The organism is Amycolatopsis sp. WAC 04197 (assembly GCF_003947475.1).
GTDB lineage: Bacteria > Actinomycetota > Actinomycetes > Mycobacteriales > Pseudonocardiaceae > Amycolatopsis > Amycolatopsis japonica.
The window spans coordinates 692,638-709,966 of sequence record NZ_QHJK01000002.1 but is presented as its reverse complement, the minus strand read 5'-3'; the positions used below and the strand labels follow the sequence as shown (position 1 = coordinate 709,966).

Here is a 17,329-nt window from a genome sequence, read left to right as displayed (position 1 = left end):
GTGTTTCGCTACCCGTGGTCGTCACCGCTGTTAGTTCCCCGCCATCCTGTCGATGATCTCGGAGGCGCGAGAGAGCACTTCGCGTTCTTCGGCGCTCAACTCCGCCAATTGCTTGTCCAGCCAGATCTCCCGCGCGGTGATCTGCTCGATCACGTAGGCCCGGCCGCGATCGGACAGTTCGACGATGGCCTGGCGGCCGTCCGTCGGATGCGGCCTGCGCTCGACGTAACCCATCTCCTCGAGCGCGGCGATCACCCTCGTCATCGAAGGTGGCTGGACACCTTCCTTCGCGGCGAGCTGGCCAGGGGTCAGCGCACCGCATTTGTGCAACGTCGACAACGCGGACACCTGGGTCAGCGAGATGCCGTCACCGGCACGCTGGGCCCGTAGCCGTCGATTGAGCCGCACCACCGCGAGACGCAGGCGGCTCGCCAGTGAGCGCTCGTGCGTGTCTCCGGACATATAGTTAGCATACCTCACGATCGGATCATCGGCCCGTGAGATCGCCCACGGATGACATAACCGCTGGTCAGTTGAACGCGGCCTGGATCGGTCCGACCGCGAAATAGGCCACGAACATCGCGGCGATACCCCACATCAGCGGGTGCACGCCCTTGGCCTTGCCGGTGACCGCGCGGATGACGACGTAGCTGACGAAGCCGGCGCCGATGCCGTTGGCGATCGAATAGGTGAACGGCATGACCACGATCGTCAGGAACGCGGGGAGCGCGACGGTGAAGTCGGAGAAGTCGATCTCCTTGACCTGGCTCATCATCAGCGCGCCGACGACGACCAGCGCCGGAGCGGCCGCCTCGACCGGCACGACCTGATAGAGCGGGGTCAGGAACATGGCCGCGATGAACAGCACGCCGGTGACGACGTTCGCGAGCCCGGTCCTGGCGCCCTCGGCGATACCGGACGCGGATTCGACGAAGACGGTGTTCGAACTCGACGACGCGAAGCCGCCCGCCACCGCGGCGGTGCCGTCGACGAACAGCGCCTTGCCGACGTTCGGGAGCTTGCCGTCCGCCGGGAGCAGCCCGCCCTCCTTGGCCAGGCCGGTCATCGAGCCCATGGTGTCGAAAAAGTCCGCCAGCACCAGGGTGAACACCAGCAGCACGACGGTGATGATCGGCAGCCGCGTCCAGGCGCCGAAGGAGATGTCGCCGACCAGCGAGAGGTCCGGCAGGCCCAGGACCTGATCCGGCAGCGCCGGGTAGCCGAGGTTCCAGCCCAGCGGGTTCACGCCTTTGGAGGGGCCGACCTTGGTGATCGCCTCGACGACGATCGCCAGCACGGTCGACGCGAGCACACCGATCAGGATCGCACCCTTGACCCGCTTCGCCACCAGGATCCCGGTGACCAGCAGGCCGACGACGAACACCAGCGTCGGCCACGACGCGATCGAACCGTTGATGCCCAGCCCGACCGGCACGGTCGTCTTCGCGTCGTCCGGCACGCGGCGGACGAAACCGGCGTCGACCAGGCCGATCAGGCAGATGAACAGGCCGATGCCGACCGCGATCGCGGATTTCAGCGGCGGCGGCACGGCGTTGAACACCGCCGTCCGGATGCCGGCGAACACCAGCAGGACGATGACCAGGCCCTCGATCACCACCAGGCCCATCGCCTCCGGCCAGGTCATCTGGGAGGCGAAGGTGACCGCGATCAGGCTGTTGATGCCGAGTCCGGTGGCGATGGCGAACGGGTAGTTCGCGACCAGGCCCATGATGATCGTCAGCACGCCGGCGACCAGCGCGGTCACCGCGGCGACCTGCGGCACGGGGAGGATGTTGCCGAGGACGTCCTTGTGCGCGCCCGCGTCTTCGGCGGAGAAGCTGCCGATGATCAGCGGGTTCAGCACCACGATGTAGGCCATCGTGAAGAAGGTGACGATCCCGCCGCGGATCTCCCGCCCCGGTGTCGAGCCGCGCTCGCTGATCTTGAAGAACCGGTCCAGTGTGGACCGGGTGCGCTGCTCCGCCATCGCGTACCACCCTTCGCCCGTTGCCGGGTACCCTTCCCCACGTGGGCGAATCGATCAATTCCGGGGAAGTAAACGGTTCATTGCGGCCAACGCCGGAGCTGCCGAAGCGGCTGACCGACCTGACGCCGGTCGTGATCGTAGGTACCTCGCTCTGGGCGGTCGCGACCGTGGTCCTGTTCTTTGTGACCGACGGCATCTGGGTGCAGACGGCGTTCTCCGGCGTCGTGCTCGGCTTCATCGGTCTCGCGATCATCGCCTGGCAGCGCGCCGCCGCCCGCCGGGGCTCGAAGAGCGCCCAGCGCCTCTAAGGACCGCATTCAGAGGACGAAACGCGGTCAGTTCAGGAGGGCCGAGGGCGAGGGGTCGTCGAGTAGGGCCGTCAGGACGTGACGGTCGGCCCAGCGGTCCGTGGCCCAGGCGAAGGCCCGGCCGAGGCCTTCCGGGGTGTCGGCGGCGTGCAGCCTGCCGTCGGACCACCAGGCGACCTCGTGTTCCGCGTCCTCGAAGGTCACCGTCAGCGCCTCGTGCAGCAGCACGCCACCCTCGGGCAGTTCGACACCCAGCTGATCGGCGGCCAGCCGGAGCGCGGACAGCTCCGTCCACGGCACGTACTCGCCGTCTTCGGTGACCTTGGCGTCGAGACCGCTCGCCACCGGCAGGTCCAGCAGTTCCGCCAGCGCGGCGGCGCCGCTCGCCGAGACGACCATCCGCTCCGGCGGCAGCACGGCCGCGAACCACGGCACGTCGAGCACGACGGCGTCGCGAGCGTCGACGGCCGAGCCGTCCGCGGCGCGGACCCGGTCCGGCGCGGGAACGTCCACTGTGTACTCGGCGAGAGCCGCGTGCGCGCGGGAAGCGAGCCCGGGGCTCACCTTGCGCTCGGGATCCCCGAGCCGATCCAAGAGATCCTCGACGTCTTCGGCATCCGCGCCTAGCTCCGTCCGGACACCGGCGGCGAGCAGGATCTCCTTGCTCAGCCCCGAATCCGGGACGACGTCGTAGAGCCCGGCCAGCGCCGACGCTTCCGGCATCCGCCAGTCGAGCGGGGCGTGCCCGTCCAGCAACGCGTACCGCGCGAGCCACCAGCCGGTGTGCCCGCCGGGTTCGGTGAGCGCTCGCCAGGTCTCGGGACGCGCCGCGAGCAGGCGCAGCGCCTCCGGCCAGGCGTCGTCTCCGACGAGGTCGAGGTCGCGCACGGCGAGCACCCGTGACGGCGGCCGTTCCCGGGAGTCCCACCACTCGTGTTCCTCGGGTAGCCCGTGTTCGGGTTCGAGGGGTTCGTCGTCGGTGACGATCGCGAACGAATCGAGTACGCCGACCGCGACGAGCGTGGCCACCGGCCAGTCTTCGGCGAATTCCTCGTCCAGCACGGACAAAGCGCCGTCTTCTTCGAACACCTCGGGGTCGAAGATGTCGCCCAGCGGCGACGTCGGCAGCACGAGTTCGTCCGCGCGACGCCAGCCGTCCTCGCTCGGCAGGGCCAGCGCACCCGCCCAGTCGGGGGCTTCGTCGCCGACCTCGGCGATCAGGCGGAGCACCGCGCCCGCGAGCGCCATACCGTCCAAACCGGACCGGACGTCTTCGACGCTGCGTTCGACGGCCGCGCTCAGCGCGTCGGCTTCCAGCAGGTCGCTCGCCTCGGCGTGCTTGGCACCCAGGCGTTCCAGCAACGGATGCGCGGCGGCCGGATGCACCAGCCGCAGGCCGATGATGTCCACATCGGACAGGAGTTCGAGCAGTTCCGCCGAGCCTCCGACGAGCAGAGCGTCGCGGACGCCGGGCAAGGTACGGCCGTCGGACATCGGCACCGGCAACGCGCCGAGATCGTCCTTGGTGAGGTCGTGTGCTTCGAGCGCCGGGAGCAGCACGTCGTAGAGCGAACGCCACCACGAGGGCTCGCGCTGGGCCCCGGTCAGCAACTCGATGGCTTCGGCGGGCGAAAGCGTCCGCGCGCCGACCGCGCGAAGGTCCACACCGGACAGTGAAATCAGTCCGGGTACGAGATCGGCCAGCAGCGGCGCCAATCCCGGCACGTCCACCGAAAGGACACGCGCCTGACGCCCCGGCAGATCGTCACCCTCCTGCGCGGGAAGCCAAGGCGAGTCGGTGAGATTCTCCAGGATGGCCTCGCGCAGCGTTCCGTCCACAGTGGAACGCGGGAAGCCCGCTCCGGGCACGAGCGCCAGACGTTCCTTGCCCGGCAAGGAACAGACGAGATCGACGTACTCCCGCGCGGCGTTCTTCAACGCGGCGGTCAGCTCCGGACCCGGCAGCGCGCGGCGCCGGGACGGCTCGATCGGGAGCGTCGCGATCAGCCTGGCGGGCAGGGAAAGCTCGTCGTCCGTGGGGGTCGGCGCGTGCAGGACATCGTCGCCGAGCGGCCGGGGCGAACCGGATCCGTCGAGTGGGACGGCCCAGACGACCTCGCCGCGATGCACCTGCCAGTGCTCGGAACCGTCCGGCGACGCGAGCTCGACGACGCCGTCACCGAGATCGGAGCGGCGCCAGACACCACCTTCGACCTCGATGCTTTCCAGCCAGGGCAAGGTGAGCAGAAGATCGCCGATGTCGTTCTTCAGATCCGCCAGCAGGGCGGGTAGGTCGACGTCGTCGCGCAGCGGAAGGCGGACTTCGGTGGCGAAACCCTCGGGCACGGGAGGCTCGTCGTCGGCGACCGGCCACGGCAGCCGCAGCACGGGAACGTCGCCGGTGCGATCGGCTTCGGCCCGCGTGCGTTCCGCGGAGAACGCGACCCCACCGGTCACCGAAACGATCCTCGGCTCGGCGGAAACCGTGAGCACGGCGGCGAATCCGACGCCGAACCGGCCGACGGTCTCCTCCCCCTTGCCGGAAGCGCGAAGGGAGGCAAGGGATTCGACACCGCGTGCGTCCAGGGGCGCACCTGTGTTGGCGAACCTCAGCTCACCGTCCACAACGGACACTCGGAGCGTCCCGCGATCACCGGCGGCGAGGGCGGCATCGGCGGCGTTCTGCGCCAGCTCGACGAACAGCCGGTCACGATAGCCACCGACCCGCAGGTCGTTCTCGGTGTTCGTGTCCTCGGTGAAGCGCGTCGGCGAATCGGCCCACGCCCGCAGGACGGCGGCGCGGAGCCGCTCGGTGCCGAACGGGTCAGTGCTCACTGGCGCTTTCGGCCTCGACCTGCGCTTCGTCGGCGGTTTCCGCGACCGGCTCGGCGGCCTCGGGTTCGACCTCCGGCTGGACCTCGGCGGTCTCGGGCACCTCGGCGACCGGGGCCTCGGACTCGTCGACGACCGCAGCCTCCGCGGTCTCGGCCGGCTCGGGTTCCGTCGCCTCGGCCGGCGTCTCCGGAGCGGGCTCGAAGTCCATCAGCGAGTCGTCGTAGACCAGTTCCGCCACCGGCACCGACGAGGTCACCTCGACCTCGATCTCGGAGTGCGCGCCGCAGCCGTACTCGACGTCGACGACGTGGCCGTCCGCCGGGGAGATGTCGTTGGTGCACGCGCCGAAGGCCGCGCTGAGCGACCCGGCGAGCGGCACGAAGAACCCGCAGCTCCCGCAGACGTCCGGCGCGCTGCGCGCCATGTCCGACCGCGGGCCGAACTCGCCGCTGTGCCAGCGGGCGGCGGCGTCGAGCCTGCCGTGCCGGGACAGCACGTGGACCCGGCCGAGCCCGATCTCCTTGGCGACCGCCTCGACCGCGGGGTCGTCGGATTCCAGGTACGCCGGGGCGAGCCGCGGGTCGTCCTTCTCCACCGGGAAGATGTCGCCGACGCCGAGGTCGCCCGCCTGCACCCGGCGGTCCCACGGCACCCACGCCGGGGCGACGCGCGCATCCGGACCGGGGATCAGCACGACCTCGCTGACCGTGATCGGCTCGTCCTCACCGGCGAGCGCGACCGTCACCGACCAGCGCCAGCCTCGATACCCCGTCACGGTCGCCTCGAACAGGTGGCTCGCGGAGACCGCGTCCTCCCGGTCCACGCCGACGTGCGCGCCGACCTGTTCGGCACCGGCGTCCTCCAGCACCGCCGCGCGGGCCAGATCGACCGCCTCGGCGAGTTTGCGCTGGATGGAGCCGTCGTCCAGGGTCAACAGCAGGGTCATGCCCCCATTCTGCCGCACGCGATATCGCGGTCCGTGTCAGGCTGTCCGCGTGCGCACGCTGATGACCACCTCGCTCCTGCTGGCCGCCGTCCTCGGTGGCTGCGCCGCCGCGCCGGTGAGCGACGCCGCGCCGCCCGCGCCCGAGAAACTGAAGGTGCGGGTGCTCTCGACGTTGCCCCACGACCCGGGCGCCTTCACCCAGGGCCTCGAGTTCTCCGGCGAGACGCTGTACGAGGGCACCGGCCTGGTCGGGAAGTCGTCGATGCGGGCCGGGCCCGCGGGTGCGGCGCCGGCGGTCCGGCAGGAACTGCCCGGTCTGTTCGGCGAGGGCATCACCGTGCTCGGGGCGACCGCGTGGCAGATCACCTGGAAGGACGGCGTCGCGATCGAACGCGACGCCAAGACGCTGGCCGAGCTGAGGCGGGTGACCTACACCGGCGAGGGCTGGGGCCTTTGCCACCACGACGGGCGGCTGGTGATGAGCGACGGCTCGTCGAAGCTGACCTTCCGCGACCCGGTGTCCTTCGCGCCGACTGGCGGTGTCGATGTCGGCCGTGACCAGCTGAACGAGCTGGAATGCGTCGGCGACTCCGTGTACGCGAACGTCTGGCAGACCGACCGGATCCTGCGGATCGACGCCGCGACCGGGCGGGTCACCGGCGAGATCGACGCCGCCGGCCTGCTGGACGGGGCCGAGCGGGGCTCCGCGGACGTCCTCAACGGCATCGCGGCGGTGCCCGGGACCGACGAATTCGTGATCACCGGCAAGCTCTGGCCGAGGATGTTTCGGGTGAAGTTCGTCCCCATCCCCTAGAAAGCAGTGGTGAACGCGCGAAGCGGACCTCGCGTAAGGCAGGATTGAAGCGTGGGAATCTTCGGCTCGAACTCCGGACCCGACGGCACGCGTTCCGGCCGGCCGGGCAAGGAGCGCGGCCGCAAGAGCAAGCGGAAGTGGACGCCGGAGCCCGGCGCCGCCCAGGCACGCAGCTGGTCCGCACCGCCGCCGACCAGGGTCGATCAGCAGCCGGTGCCGCCCCCGCCGCCGCGCGCGGCCCGTCCCCACCCCCAGTACCAGCCGCATCCGGCCGGGCCGACCGCCGACGAGGCGCGCACCGGCGCGATCCCGATGGGACACCACCAGCCACCGCCGCCACCGAGGACGCCTCCTCGTGGCGCGCGGCCGTACCCGGATCCTTCGCAGCGTCAGACCGAACCCGTCCGGCGTCGTCCGGGCGGGTTCTACGACGAACACCCGCCGGGGAGCGGCGAGTACGAGCACTACGACACCGGCGGTTACGCGGGCGAGCCGCGTGAGGTGCCGGAACCGCCGCACGAGCATCCGACGACCGCGGTCCCGCCACGCGCCGGCTCTCTGCCGAAGATGCCGAAGAAGATCACGGTCACCCGGGTCGCGGCGATGCGCAGCCGTCAGCTCACCGGGCAGGCCGTCGGCGCGTTCCAGCGCGCGACGAAGGCGGACGGCGCCGACAAGTCGGGCCTCACTTCGCTGACGTACGCGGTGATGCTGAACTACGCCAGCGACGCCGCGATGGCGATCGCGCTGGCGAACACCTTGTTCTTCGCCGCCACCAGCGGGGAGAGCAAGGGCAAGGTCGCGCTCTACCTGCTCATCACCATCGCGCCGTTCGCGCTGGTCGCGCCGGTGATCGGCCCGGCGCTGGACAAGATCCAGCGCGGCAGGCGGCTGGCGATGTGCGTGTCCTCGGCGGGGCAGGCGCTGATGGCGATCGTGATGGCGCTGCACTTCGACGACTGGCTCCTGTACCCGGCGGCGCTGGGCATGATGGTGCTCTCGAAGTCGTTCACCGTGCTCAAGGCCGCGGTGACCCCACGGGTGCTGCCGCCCGAGATCACGCTGTCCAAGACCAACGCGCGGCTGACCGTGTTCGGCCTGGTCGCGGCCGGCGCCTTCGGCGCGCTCGCGAGCGGGGTCAACGCGATCTGGGGTTCGCAGGGCGCGTTGTGGTTCACCATGCTGATCTGCGTCGCCGCCGCGGTGCAGTCGATGCGCATCCCGTCCTGGGTCGAGAAGACCGAAGGCGAAGTGCCGGCGTCGCTGTCCGCGCATCCCGAGCGGCGGGTCAAGAAGCAGCGGCAGCCGATGGGGCGGCAGATCGTCGTCTCGTTGTGGGGCAACGGCACCGTCCGGGTGCTGACCGGATTCCTGATGATGTTCTCCGCGTTCGCGGTGAAGGCGCAGGCGGAAGGCAGCGGGCAGAGCCCGTTCGACCAGCTGCTGCTGCTCGGCGTCATCGGCGCCGCGGCGGGCGTGGGTGGTTTCCTCGGCAACGCGCTGGGTTCGCGGCTGCACTTCGGCAAACCGGATCAGGTGATCCTGGCCTGTGTCGGAGCCTGTCTCGGCATCGCGATCATCGCCACCGTGGCGGCCGGACTGGCGACGGCGGCGATCGTGGCGCTCGTCGGCGCGACCGCGAGCGCGCTGGCGAAGATCAGCCTCGACGCCGTCATCCAGGAAGACCTGCCGGAGGAGTCGCGCGCCTCGGCGTTCGGGCGGTCGGAGACCGTGCTGCAGATGTCCTGGTGCTTCGGCGGCGCCGTCGGCCTGCTGCTGCCGCCGACGTACTGGATCGGCTTCCTGGTGCTGTCGATCCTGCTGGCCGTCGGGTTCACGCAGACGTTCATGGTCCGGCGCGGGACCTCGCTGATCCCGGGTCTCGGCGGCGACCGGCCGCTGCGCCCGGAGCCGACCAGCGAAACGCCGGTCCCCTCGCAGCCCGGTGACTCCCGGTGGCGGCCGGGCTCGTAATCTTCACCGTATGCGGCGACTTCGTATTTTGGCCCTGCTCGCGGCGGGTGGTTTCGTGGTGGCCGGTTGCGCGGCCCCCGGCCCCGAAGAGGTGACCTTCTTCGCCGACGGCAAGACGGTGAACGTCGGCCCGCTGGCGTCGTGCGACATCAAGACCGCCCAGTGCACCACCAGGCCCGACGCCGCGGGCAAACTGCGGATCCGGCCGGGGAAACCGGTGCAGATCTCGGTGCCGAGCGCGATCGCGGAAACGCCGTGGAAGGTCACGGTGCAGTACGTGAACGGCCAGGGCGAGCCGCAGGAGCTCAAGCAGGACATCATCACGTCGCTGGACCGGTTCGCCTACACCGTGACGACGCCGCGGCCCGACGACCAGATCCTCGTCGTCGAGGTCGCGCAGGCTTCGGTGCTCAGCCGGACCGGACGACCGGAGGACGCCGAGGCGGTCACGACGGCCATCTGGTCGCTGCAGGTCGAGCCGCCGGCCGCCTGAGGGAGCAAGGGACCTTTGCTACCACGCGCGGCGTCCCTGAGCTGATCGCGCGTGAAGGCCCCCTTCCCTCGACTGAGCCGAGGGAAGGGGGCCTTCACGCGCGATGAGGGTGGGGAGCGCCGATCAGGGATCGAGGTCCCGCGCGACCGCGCGCATGATCTCGGCGATCTGCTTGGTGTTCTTGCGGTCCGGGTAGCGGTTGCGCCGCAGATCCGGCTGCACCTTGAGTTCGAGCAGCTTGATCATGTCCTCGATGAGCCCGTGCAGCTCCTCGGCGGGGCGGCGGCGCGCCTCGGCGACCGAGGGCGGCGGATCCAGCAGCCGGACGGAGAGCGCTTGCGGGCCGCGGCGGCCGTCGGCGACACCGAACTCGAGGCGCTGCCCGGCCTTGAGCCCTTCGACGCCCTGCGGCAGCGCGGCTTTGCGGATGTAGACGTCGGCGCCCCCATCCTGGGTGACGAAACCGAAACCCTTCTCCGCGTCGTACCACTTGACCTTGCCGGTCGGCACTTCCCTCACCAATCCTTTGCTGTCCCGCTCACAACGAACGCGCCCGGGGGCGTACCCAGGGCGCGCGTCCCATAAGCGTATCTCGCCACAGGCCCTGTGGAGAAGCGGATACCGGCGGATACCCTCTCCTTCATGGAGACCGCAGTAAAGGAGGCCGCTGTGGCCGTCCCCGAAAAGCCCGGCAAACCGATTCTCATGCGCGTCGGCATCGGCCTGTTCGCGCTGGGCATGATCGCCGTCACAGCGGTTTTCGTCATGTTCGCCGCCGGACTCGAGAACCTGCCGGTGTGGCTTTCCGCCGCGGCGGGCGTGATCACTCCGCTGGGGCTCGCCCTCGGCTTGATCGCCCTTATCCGCGAGGCTCGCCGAAAGAGCTGAGCCAGCCGGGGAACTCGGTCAGCGAGTCGAACACCACGTCGGCTCCTTCCGCGAGCAGCTCTTCCTTGGTGCACGGGCCCGTCGTGACGCCGATCGGGACCGCGCCCGCCGCCAGCGCGCCGCGGATGTCGCCGACGTGATCCCCGACGTAGACACGGGCGCCGTGCTCGGTGAGCGCGGCGGCCTTCTCCGTCGACCACAGTTCCCCGACCAGGACGTCGACCTCCAGGCCGAGCGCGTCCAGGTGGAGTTTCGCGTTGGGCGCGTATTTGCCGGTGACGACGACGGTGCGTCCGCCCGCCTCGCGGACGGCGTGCAGGGCTTCGGCCGCGCCGGGCATCGCGACCGTCACCGGCACGACCGTCTCCGGATACATCGCGCGGAACCGCGCCACCAGCTCCGGGATGCGCTCCTCCGGCGCGCCGAAACCCCGCAGGCTGGCGTCGAGGGGCGGGCCGAGGTTGGCCGCGAAGTATTCGCCGTCCAGCGGCAGGCCGGATTCCACGCCGAGCGCGTTCATCACCGCGACCATGCCCGGCCGCGGATCGATCAGTGTCATGTCGAGGTCGAACCCCACGGTGATGCCCACACGATCACGGTAGCCGCCGCCACCGACCGATTTACACCGGACGGACACCCGTCAACTTCTTTGACATGCGCGTGATCTGTGTCAAGCTGGAAGTGTGGGCGAGATCACGAGCTTCTCCGATCGGACCAAGGCCTCCCTGCGGGAGGCACTGCTCGACGCGGCCACCGAGCTGCTCACCGAACACGGCTACACGGCCCTGCGGATGGCGGACGTCGCCGCCCGCGCCGGCGTGAGCAGGCAGACCGTCTACAACGAGTTCGGCAACAAGGGCACGCTCGCCGAAGCCGTGGTCCTCCGGACGACTTCGGAGTTCCTGGAAGGCATCCGCGTGCGCGTCCAGGACGCGCTGGACCTGCGCGACGGGATCCGCGAGGCGGTCGTGTACACGATCGAGCACGCCCGTGAGAACCGGCTCGTCGCCACCACGCTGGGCACCGAAGCGGGCGAGGACCTCCTTCCCCTGCTCACCACCAAGGGCGAACCGATCCTGACCGCGGCCACCGAGGTCGCGGCCGGGCAGTACCGCGAGTTCGAGCCGTCGCTCTCCCCGGAATCCGCCACGTTGCTGGCGGAGACCGTCGTGCGGCTTTCCCTGTCCCATCTCGTCATGCCGACGCATTCGGCCGACGAGGCGGCGGCGGCGGTCGTCGCCGTGCTGGCACCCGCGATACGGGCGCTGACCACCGATTCGAAGGGGACATCATGACCGACACGCTCTCCGAACTGCGGACCGGTTTCTCCTCACTGCGCAAGGGCGGGCTGAACTGGGACTCGTTCCCGCTGCGGCTGTTCGTCAAGGGGAACAAGAAGTTCTGGAACCCGGCCGACATCGACTTCTCCCGTGAACGCGAAGGCTGGGAAAGCCTCAACCCGGAACAGCAGCGATCGACGACCTATCTGGTGGCACAGTTCATCGCGGGCGAAGAGGCGGTCACCGAAGACATCCAGCCGTTCATGCGGGCGATGTCCGCGACCGGCCGCTTCGGCGACGAGATGTACCTGACGCAGTTCTGTTTCGAGGAAGCCAAGCACACCGAGGTGTTCCGTCGTTGGATGGACTCCGTCGGGCTGACCGAGGACCTGCATCCGTACGTCGCGGAGAATCCCCACTACCGCAAGCTTTTCTACGAAGAGCTGCCGCAATCCCTGCGCGCGCTGGAAGACGATCCCAGTCCGCTCAACCAGATCCGCGCGAGCGTCACCTACAACCACGTCATCGAGGGCAGTCTCGCGCTGACCGGGTACTACTCGTGGCAGCTGATCTGCACACAGCACGACATCCTGCCGGGTATGCAGGAACTGGTGCGCCGCATCGGCGACGACGAACGCCGCCACATGGCGTGGGGCACCTTCACCTGCCGCCGTCACGTGGCCGCGGACGATTCGCTGTGGGACGCGGTGCAGCAGCGGATGGGCGAACTGCTCCCCCACGCGCTGGGCATGATCCAGTGGGTGCAGGACCAGTTCGAGGAAATCCCGTTCGACAACGACCCCGAGGAGATCATCCAGTACGCGGCGGACCGGGCGCAGCGGCGTCTCGGCGCGATCGAGTCCGCGCGCGGGATGCCGGTGGAGCAGATCGACCTCGACTACTCACCGGAGAACCTCGAAGAGACCTTCGGCGAAGAAGACGCGAAGGCGATCGCCGCGGCTGCGGCCAACTCCGCGGCCTGATGGCGCGTGAAGGCCCCCTTCCCTCGGCTCAGTCGAGGGAAGGGGGCCTTCACGCGCATTAGCCGGCGGGCCAGTACACGGCGTGAGTGCGACCGTTTTCGTTGTCGGACAAGCCGACGACCGTTCCGTTCGCCGCGATGTGGGTGGCGACGCTGTAGGAGCCGCCCGGCAACCCGCCGAGGACCGTCGGAGTGCCGTTCGCCGACCACTTCGTCGCGACGCTGTTCTCCAGGCCCACGACCGTGCCGAGCCGATCGATGTCGTAACCCAGTCCGCGCGCGGTCGAAAGTGTCGTGCGAGCACCCGCCCGGTTCCACTTGACCGGGCTCGTCGTGCCGAACACCAGATAGCCGCCGCCCGCCGCGACACCGGCGTTGTTCACCGCGCGCGCCCAGCCCGGGTCCCGTTCCGGCCAGTCGAGCCAGGTCATCCGCCCGTCACGTTCCCACCGCACGGGTTTCGTGGTGCCGTTCACCTCCGCGCTTCCGACGATCACGCCGAAGTCGTTCATGTCCTCCGGGGTGCTGTTCGGATTCCCGGGGGAAAGGTCGGTGATGGCGCCGTCGAAATTCCAGCGCACGGCGTGGTTGTTCCCCGCGGCGTCGGACGCCGTTCCGGCTACGGTCCTGCCGTCCGGGGTGATCCATTCCGCGTTCGCGTAGGCGCCGCCCGGCAAGCCGCCGAGGTCCACCACCTTGCCGTCGGGGTTCCACCGGACCGCGTGCATCGTCCCGTCCGCCGCGCGCCCGGCGCCGACGATCACGCCCCCGTCGGTGATCGCGTTCGCGGTCGCGTAATCCCCGCCGGGCAGGTACGGCAACGCGGTCACCGTTCCGTCGGACGCCCACTTGACCGCGGCCTGGTTCCAGTTCGCGTCCTTGTGTGCCCAGCCGACCGCGACCCCACCGCGGTTGACGTCCGTCGCCTTGCTCTGCTCGCCGCCGAGGCCGGGCAACGCGGAAATCCGGCCCAGCGCGTCCCATTTCGCCGCGTGGTACTTGATCTGGGTTTCCAGCGGTGTCGACGAACCGACCATGACGCCGTCGTCGTTGACCGCGTTGACCTCGCTGTACTGATCCCCCGGCAGCGTGCCCAGATCGATCGGCCCGGTGGCGGCGGCCGCCACGCCGGGCAGCATCAGCGGCAGCGCCGCCAGCGAGCCGGCCAGAGCGAGAACTCTTCTGCTTCGCTTGAGTGTCATGACTTTCTCCCCTTCGCGGCGGTTCGGGTCCGCCACGAAGGGAACACGCGACAACGGTGTGACAGGTTGCCTCGAAGTGTCATCTTGGACTGAAGGGGCCCTTCACCGCGTCCGATGCGGTGAAGGGCCCTTTCAGCTCCTTATGCTCAGAGTCCGATCGCGCCGAGGGTGCCGCTCAGGACGCCCTGGTCGTGTCCGCCATCGGTACTGGAGTGGGTCTCACTGGACCCGGCACCGTCCTGGCCCGCCCAGCCGCTGTGCTGCCGGTACTGGCTGTCGCCGTTCTCACCGGCGGTCGCGGAAGTGCTGCTGTGCGCGGCCCCGTCCGGCCCTGCGGCGGCCGAGTTCTCGTGGAACGAGCTCGATCCGCGATGGGTGTCGGACTGCACGCTGTGCGTCGCTGCGCCATCTGGCCCGGCCTGGACCTCGGTGCTGCCGTAGGTGTCCGCCGAGGCGATACCGGCGGCTCCGAGCGTCAGCGGCAACGCGAGGGCCGAAGCGACCAGAGTGCGGCGAATCGTACGCATGAGAATTCCCCGTTTCCTTACGGTTGTGGGATTTCTGTCCGGGACGCTGTCACCGTCCCGATCACAGACTGCCCACCCCGGCGAGCCCCCATTCACGCGAAAGCTGTGAACGATCACACCGCGCGGGAGGCCCATCCCACGCGGACAGGCCAGGAGAAGCCGCGGTCAGGCGTGCTTGGTCGCCGCCGCCTTCTCCAGCCCGAGGATGCTGATCGACTCCGCCCGCATCTCGACCTTGCGCACCTTGCCGGTCACCGTCATCGGGAACTCCTCGACGACATGCACGTAGCGCGGGATCTTGTAGCGCGCCAGCTTGCCCTCGCAGAACTCCCGCACCGCTTCGGCCGTCAGCGGCTCCGCGCCCTCGCGCATGCGGACCCAGGCCATGAGTTCCTCGCCGTACTTCTCGTCCGGGACGCCGATCACCTGCGCGTCGAGGATGTCGGGATGCGTGTAGAGGAATTCCTCGATCTCGCGCGGGTACAGGTTCTCGCCGCCGCGGATGACCATGTCCTTGATGCGGCCGGTGATGTTGACGTATCCGTCGGCGTCCATGATCGCGAGGTCGCCGGTGTGCATCCACCGCGCCGCGTCGATCGCCTCGGCCGTCTTGTCGGCCTGTTCCCAGTAACCCAGCATCACCGAGTAGCCGCGGGTGCAGAGTTCGCCCGGTTCGCCGCGCGGCACGGTCAGCCCCGTCTCCGGATCGACGACCTTGACCTCCAGATGCGGCCCGACCCGGCCGACCGTCGACACCCGGCGCTCCACCGAATCGTCCGCGCGGGTCTGCGTCGAAACCGGCGACGTCTCGGTCATGCCGTAGCAGATCGAGACCTCCGCCATGCCCATCCGGTCGATGACCTGCTTCATCACCTCGACCGGGCACGGTGAGCCGGCCATGATCCCGGTCCGCAGCGAGGACAGGTCGTGGGAAGCGAAGTCCGGGTCGGCCAGTTCGGCGATGAACATCGTCGGAACCCCGTACAGGGACGTGCATTTCTCGGCCGCGACGGCTTCGAGGGTGGCCTTCGGATCGAACGCGGGCGCCGGGATGACCATGCAGGCGCCGTGGCTCGTCGCCGCGAGATTGCCCATCACCATGCCGAAGCAGTGGTAGAAGGGCACGGGGATGCAGATCTTGTCGGCTTCGGTGTAGTTGCAGAGTTCGCCGACGAAGTAGCCGTTGTTGAGGATGTTGTGGTGGCTGAGGGTGGCGCCCTTGGGGAAGCCGGTGGTGCCGGACGTGTACTGGATGTTGATCGGGTCGTCCGCGGAGAGTTCGGCCTGCCGCTCCACCAGCGGCGCGCGGTCGGCCTTGCGCCCGATCTCCAGCATCGACGGCCACTCCGGGCTGTCGAGCAGCACGACGTGTTCCAGCGCCGGGCACTTCGGGCCCGCTTCGGCGATCATGCCCGCGTAATCCGAGGTCTTGAACGAGTTCGCGGCCACGATGAGCTTGATCCCGGCCTGGTTCAGCACGTATTCGAGCTCGTGCGAGCGGTACGCCGGGTTGATGTTGACCAGGATCGCGCCGATCTTCGCGGTGGCGTACTGGACGCAGGTCCACTCCCAGCGGTTCGGCGACCAGATGCCGACGCGGTCGCCCTTGGCGATCCCGAGGTCGAGCAGACCCAGCGCGAGCGCGTCCACTTCGGCCGCGAGTTCGGTGTACGTCCAGCGTTTCCCGGCCGCGCGGTCGACGAGCGCGTCCCGGTCGCCGAAGGCGGCGACGGTGCGATCGAAGTTGTCGCCGATGGTGTCCCCCAGCAGCGGGGTGTCCGAGATTCCCGATGCGTAGCTCGGTACTGCGGGGGCGTCGGGCATGGAGACTCCTGCGTTCGGCGGCATCGACGCGTCGAGTCTAGGAACGTGGCGTGACGGCGGCCACCTGCAAGTGGAGACCACCTCAGGGGAAACCCGGAGGCCGGGTCCGGCGGCGGCCGATATCGTCGAGGGCATGCGCCTCTACATCGTCGACGCCTTCACCTCCGAAGCCTTCGCCGGTAACTCCGCCGGCGTGGTGCTGCTGGACGCTCCGGGCGACGCGGGCTGGATGCAGTCCGTCGCCGCCGAGCTGAAGCACGCCGAGACGGCCTTCGTCGAGGTCGGTGGCGAAGGGCCGAAGTCGCTTCGCTGGTTCACGCCGGAGACCGAAGTCGACCTGTGCGGGCACGCGACGCTGGCGACCACGCACGTCCTCGGCGGCGAGCAGACCTTCACGACGAAAAGCGGCGAGTTGCGTTGCCGCGCCGAGGACGGCTGGGTGTCGATGGACTTCCCGTCGGATCCGCCCCGCGAGTCGGACGACGATCTGTCGTCGATCCTGCCGGGGCTGGAGTTCGAGTACGTCGGGCGCAGCAAGCACAACCTGTTCGCGGTGGTCGACGACGCTTCCGTGGTGCGCTCGCTCGCGCCGGACCTGGCCGCGCTGCGGGCGCACTGGACCGGACGGCTCATGGTCACCGCACCGGGTGACGTGGACGGGATCGACTTCGTCACCCGGTTCTTCGCGCCCGGCGTCGGCATCGACGAAGACCCGGTCACCGGCTCCGCGCACTGCGTCCTCGCGCCGTACTGGGCCGCCCGGCTCGGCCGCGACAAGCTCGTCGGCGAGCAGGCCTCGGCCCGCGGCGGCATCGTCCGGGTGAAACTCGAAGGCGACCGCGTCCTGCTTTCGGGGCAGGCGGTCACCGTGGCCAGCGGGGAGTTGCACGTCTGATGCGCCTGATCCTCAACGTCATCTGGCTCGTGCTGTGCGGCCTGTGGATGGCGCTCGGCTACATCGTCGCCGGCGTCATCTGCTGCATCCTGATCGTCACCATCCCGTTCGGACTGGCGTCGTTCCGGATCGCGGCGTACGCGCTCTGGCCGTTCGGCCGCACCGTGGTGGACCGGCGCGACTCCGGCGCCGCCTCGACGATCGGCAACGTCATCTGGTTCATCTTCGCCGGGCTCTGGCTCGCCATCGGCCATGTGCTGACCGGGGTGGCGCTGTGCATCACGATCATCGGGATCCCGCTGGGCGTGGCGAACTTCAAGATGATCCCGGTGTCGCTGATGCCGCTGGGCAAGGAGATCGTGGAACTCCCCTGA

Annotated in this window: 18 protein-coding genes; 9 read left to right on the top strand and 9 right to left on the bottom strand. The window is 69.4% G+C overall.

Annotation, left to right across the window (positions count from 1 at the left end; genetic code table 11):
- Positions 1–30 precede the first annotated feature (30 nt).
- Entirely contained in the window at positions 31–462 is a 432-nt protein-coding gene (locus DMC64_RS10575) for a MarR family winged helix-turn-helix transcriptional regulator (protein WP_016337543.1), read from the bottom strand.
- Between the two features lie 67 nt (positions 463–529).
- Positions 530–1,987 (bottom strand): NCS2 family permease, encoded by a 1,458-nt coding sequence (locus DMC64_RS10570; RefSeq protein ID WP_125733344.1) that lies wholly within the window; start codon positions 1,985–1,987, stop codon positions 530–532.
- Between the two features lie 80 nt (positions 1,988–2,067).
- Here DMC64_RS10570 and DMC64_RS10565 point away from each other — a divergent pair, with 80 nt between their 5' ends.
- The gene (locus DMC64_RS10565) at positions 2,068–2,295 is read left to right on the top strand and encodes a DUF2530 domain-containing protein (RefSeq protein WP_037335676.1); all 228 of its coding nucleotides are present in this window, start codon (positions 2,068–2,070) and stop codon (positions 2,293–2,295) included.
- Between the two features lie 27 nt (positions 2,296–2,322).
- Here DMC64_RS10565 and DMC64_RS10560 read toward each other — a convergent pair whose 3' ends face one another.
- The gene (locus DMC64_RS10560; RefSeq protein WP_125733343.1) at positions 2,323–5,130 is read right to left on the bottom strand and encodes a sacsin N-terminal ATP-binding-like domain-containing protein; all 2,808 of its coding nucleotides are present in this window, start codon (positions 5,128–5,130) and stop codon (positions 2,323–2,325) included.
- Positions 5,120–6,076 carry a DUF3027 domain-containing protein gene (locus DMC64_RS10555; protein WP_125733342.1) on the bottom strand — a complete coding sequence of 319 codons (957 nt, stop codon included), beginning with the start codon at positions 6,074–6,076 and terminating at the stop codon, positions 5,120–5,122. The genes DMC64_RS10560 and DMC64_RS10555 overlap by 11 nt, the downstream gene beginning before the upstream one ends.
- A 49-nt stretch (positions 6,077–6,125) precedes the next feature.
- Between DMC64_RS10555 and DMC64_RS10550 the strand changes: the two genes are divergently transcribed.
- The 3 genes from DMC64_RS10550 to DMC64_RS10540 are packed head-to-tail and all read left to right on the top strand — an operon-like array spanning position 6,126 to position 9,357.
- Positions 6,126–6,890, top strand: a complete 765-nt coding sequence (locus tag DMC64_RS10550; RefSeq protein WP_125733341.1) for a glutaminyl-peptide cyclotransferase — start codon at positions 6,126–6,128, stop codon at positions 6,888–6,890.
- A 51-nt stretch (positions 6,891–6,941) separates the two neighbouring features.
- On the top strand, positions 6,942–8,864 hold the full coding sequence (locus DMC64_RS10545) for an MFS transporter (RefSeq protein ID WP_125733340.1): 1,923 nt from the start codon (positions 6,942–6,944) through the stop codon (positions 8,862–8,864).
- 28 nt (positions 8,865–8,892) lie between these two features.
- Positions 8,893–9,357 carry a DUF2771 family protein gene (locus DMC64_RS10540; RefSeq protein WP_052120336.1) on the top strand — a complete coding sequence of 155 codons (465 nt, stop codon included), beginning with the start codon at positions 8,893–8,895 and terminating at the stop codon, positions 9,355–9,357.
- A 123-nt stretch (positions 9,358–9,480) separates the two neighbouring features.
- Here the strand turns inward: DMC64_RS10540 and DMC64_RS10535 are convergent, their stop codons facing one another.
- Entirely contained in the window at positions 9,481–9,867 is a 387-nt protein-coding gene (locus DMC64_RS10535; RefSeq protein ID WP_016337551.1) for a cold-shock protein, read from the bottom strand.
- Positions 9,868–9,999: 132 nt separating this feature from the next.
- Between DMC64_RS10535 and DMC64_RS10530 the strand changes: the two genes are divergently transcribed.
- Entirely contained in the window at positions 10,000–10,245 is a 246-nt protein-coding gene (locus DMC64_RS10530) for a hypothetical protein (RefSeq protein ID WP_051972318.1), read from the top strand.
- On the opposite strand, the gene DMC64_RS10525 is transcribed toward DMC64_RS10530, so the two are convergent.
- Complete coding sequence (locus tag DMC64_RS10525; RefSeq protein WP_125733339.1) at positions 10,217–10,834, bottom strand: HAD family hydrolase; 618 nt, start codon at positions 10,832–10,834, stop codon at positions 10,217–10,219. The two genes, DMC64_RS10530 and DMC64_RS10525, sit on opposite strands and share 29 nt — an antisense overlap.
- Positions 10,835–10,928: 94 nt before the next feature.
- Here DMC64_RS10525 and DMC64_RS10520 point away from each other — a divergent pair, with 94 nt between their 5' ends.
- Together DMC64_RS10520 and DMC64_RS10515 are read left to right on the top strand one after the other, a co-directional pair.
- Entirely contained in the window at positions 10,929–11,540 is a 612-nt protein-coding gene (locus DMC64_RS10520; protein WP_174491991.1) for a TetR/AcrR family transcriptional regulator, read from the top strand.
- Positions 11,537–12,508, top strand: a complete 972-nt coding sequence (locus tag DMC64_RS10515) for a R2-like ligand-binding oxidase (protein WP_016337555.1) — start codon at positions 11,537–11,539, stop codon at positions 12,506–12,508. The genes DMC64_RS10520 and DMC64_RS10515 overlap by 4 nt, the downstream gene beginning before the upstream one ends.
- Before the next feature lie 58 nt (positions 12,509–12,566).
- On the opposite strand, the gene DMC64_RS10510 is transcribed toward DMC64_RS10515, so the two are convergent.
- The 3 genes from DMC64_RS10510 to DMC64_RS10500 all read right to left on the bottom strand — a co-directional run bounded on the left by DMC64_RS10510 (position 12,567) and on the right by DMC64_RS10500 (position 16,060).
- Entirely contained in the window at positions 12,567–13,709 is a 1,143-nt protein-coding gene (locus DMC64_RS10510; RefSeq protein ID WP_125733338.1) for a hypothetical protein, read from the bottom strand.
- Positions 13,710–13,855: 146 nt separating this feature from the next.
- Positions 13,856–14,236, bottom strand: coding sequence for a hypothetical protein (locus DMC64_RS10505; protein ID WP_125733337.1), 381 nt, complete (start codon positions 14,234–14,236; stop codon positions 13,856–13,858).
- Between the two features lie 165 nt (positions 14,237–14,401).
- Complete coding sequence (locus tag DMC64_RS10500) at positions 14,402–16,060, bottom strand: AMP-binding protein (RefSeq protein WP_125733336.1); 1,659 nt, start codon at positions 16,058–16,060, stop codon at positions 14,402–14,404.
- Between the two features lie 133 nt (positions 16,061–16,193).
- Here DMC64_RS10500 and DMC64_RS10495 point away from each other — a divergent pair, with 133 nt between their 5' ends.
- Together DMC64_RS10495 and DMC64_RS10490 are read left to right on the top strand one after the other, a co-directional pair.
- Positions 16,194–16,955 carry a PhzF family phenazine biosynthesis protein gene (locus DMC64_RS10495; RefSeq protein WP_125733335.1) on the top strand — a complete coding sequence of 254 codons (762 nt, stop codon included), beginning with the start codon at positions 16,194–16,196 and terminating at the stop codon, positions 16,953–16,955.
- The gene (locus DMC64_RS10490) at positions 16,955–17,329 is read left to right on the top strand and encodes a YccF domain-containing protein (protein WP_063273289.1); all 375 of its coding nucleotides are present in this window, start codon (positions 16,955–16,957) and stop codon (positions 17,327–17,329) included. The genes DMC64_RS10495 and DMC64_RS10490 overlap by 1 nt, the downstream gene beginning before the upstream one ends.